Below are 2,784 nucleotides of genomic sequence, written 5' to 3'. Positions count from 1 at the left end.
TAGCGAAGATTAAAGAAAAACTAAAACTTGAGTACTCTAACAACAATGATGATGCAAACTTAGCAGATAAAAAAGGTAAGAATGTAGAAGACAAAGATTCTAAGATTAAATCAGTAACAAAAGATGACCAAGGAAATCTTGTTGTAACGTATAAAGATGATTCTACTGATAAACGTAAATTATCAGAATTTGTAAGTTTAGATAAACAGCCAGCGATTAATGCAGTTAACAGAGCAGCAGAAGATAAAATTGCTGAGATTAACAAAACTCCAAACGCTACTGACGAAGAAAAAGCAGCAGCAATCGCAAAAGTAAATGCAGATAAAGAAAAAGCAGTAGCAGCGATTAACAATGCTAATGTAACGACAAAAGATGCTATGGATAAGGCCAAAAATGCTGGAACTACAGCAATCGCAGGGGACAATCCAGTAGTAGCTAAAAAGGCTGCTGCTAAAGCAGATGTTGAAGCAGCGCGCCAAGCGAAAGCCAATGCAATTAATGCTGATAAAAATCTAACACAAGCAGAAAAAGATGCGGCTCTTGCTAAAGTTACTAAAGCAGCAGAAGATGCAACAAAAGCAATCGATGCAGCAACAACAAATGCAGCTGTAGATACAGCAAAAGGTACTGGAATTACAGAAATTGGTAAGGTTAATCCAGTTGCAAAAGAAAATGCAAAAGAAGCTATTGGGAATGCATTAACAGCTAAGAATAATGAAATCGATGGTCGTAAAGATTTAACACAAGCAGAAAAAGATGCGGCTAAGGCTGAAGCTAAGAAATTAGCAGATGCAGAACTTGCAAAAGTTAATGCTCAACCTGATAATGCAGAAACGGCTGAAGCAGCGGCAGCAGCACAAAAACTTGTTAACGATGCAGAAGATAAAGGTGTTGCAGATGTAACATCTGTATACCCAATCGCTAAAGAACAAGCGAAAAAAGCTGTAGCAGATGAATTAGCCAACAAAGAAAAAGAACTTGATGCTCGTAAAGATTTAACGACAGAAGAAAAAGAAGCGGCTAAGAAAGAAGCACAAGCCCTAGCTAAAAAAGCTACAGATGCCATCAATGGTCAGCCAGCGATTGCAGATACCTCAGATAAAGCAACAGCGGCGCAAAAAGCAGTAGACACAGCTAAAGATAAGGGTGTTGCGGAAGTTAAAGCAGTAAATCCAGAAGCGAAAGTTAAACCAGCAGCTAAAAAGGCAATTGAAGATAAATTAGCGAAACAATTAGAAGATATCGCTAATACACCAGATGCAACTGACGAAGAAAAAGCAGAAGCAGTTAAAAAAGCAACAGATGCAGCTAACAAAGCTAAAGAGGCAGTTGATACAGCAACAACAGATGCAGCAGTTAAAACTGAAAAAGATAAGGCTGTTGGAGAAGGAGATACTAAAGGTACAATCGATCAAGCAGTTCCTGTTGTAGAAGACAAACCAAATGCACGTAAAGCAATTGATGCGCAAACAGAAGCTAAGAAAAAAGAAATCGATGCTCGTACAGACTTATCTCCTAAAGCTAAAGAAGTTCTTAAAGCTAAAGCAGATAAAATTGCAAAAGAAGCTAAGAAATTAATAGATGCTGCGACTAAAGAAGCTGATGTTAATAAGATTGAAGAAGCAGACCGTTCAGCAATTAGAGCAGTTGGAGATGTAAATAGACCAGTCGATAAAGTTCTAGTAAAAGATCCAAGTGCATTAAAAGATGAAGAAAAAGCTAAAATCTTAGAAGAGGTTAAAAAAGTTAACCCAACAGCTAGAGAAGTTAAATATAATGACGAAGGTAATATTGAAGTTACTACAGAAAATGGTGACAAAGGAATTATAATCCCTTCTAAATTAGTTAAAACACAGGATGATTTAGATAATGGTAAAGGCGGAAATGATATTAACAAACCGTTGGATAAAGTTATCGTAAAAGATCCGGCTAATTTAACACCAGAAGAAAAAGCTAAGATTATAGCTGCAGTAGAGGCTGTAAATCCAAATGCTATTGTAACGATTGATGAAAATGGATCAGTTTCAGTATCTACACCAGAAGGAAGAACTTCAGCAATTCCAGCGACTTATTTAGTAAGAACTCAAGAAGACGTAGCTAAAGCAGGAGCGGGAAACAGTAATATTGTTAAACCAGCAGATAAAGTAGTTGGTGAAGCAACAGATCCAGCAGCACAAGCTAAAGTTGAAAAGAAACTAAGAGCGTTAAACCCTGAAGCTAAATCTGTTAAATTTGATGGCAAAGGAAACGCAACAGTTACTCTAAATGATGGAACTACTGCAACAATTCCAGCGGAAGATTTATTCAAGTCAGAAGCGCAGGCTAAAGAGCCAAACGCAGGAAATGACATCGTAAAACCAGCGGACAAAGTAGTAGTTGATCCAGCCAAAGGAGTAGACGAAGCAGCTAAGAAAGCAATCGAAGAAAAAGTTAAAGCAGTAAATCCGGGTGCGACTGTAGTAGTAGACGACAAAGGAAACGCAACAGTAACAACACCAGAAGGTAAGACAGCGGTAATTCCAGCATCAGACTTAACTAAATCACCAGAAGAAGCAGCAAAACCAAACGCAGGAAACGACGTTAACACACCAGCGGACAAAACTGTAGTAGCAAATCCAGATAGCTTAACTCCAGAAGAGAAAAAAGCAATCGAAGACAAAGTGAAAGCAGTAAATCCAGGAGCAACAGTAGTAGTTGACGACAAAGGAAATGCAACAGTAACAACAGCGGATGGTAAGAAAACAGCGGTAATTCCAGCATCAGCATTAACTAAGACAGCAGAAG

General features: G+C 38.1%; 1 protein-coding gene. It reads left to right on the top strand.

Annotated elements, in window-relative coordinates:
- A partial coding sequence (locus ACO6BQ_RS12285) for a DUF1542 domain-containing protein (RefSeq protein WP_489121373.1) occupies positions 1-2,784 on the top strand: 2,784 nt, incomplete at both ends.

The sequence above is a fragment of the Centipeda sp. (in: firmicutes) genome (assembly GCF_057271695.1).
The sequence above is the reverse complement of the archived record's forward strand: the minus strand, read 5'-3'. Positions and strand labels throughout refer to the sequence as shown.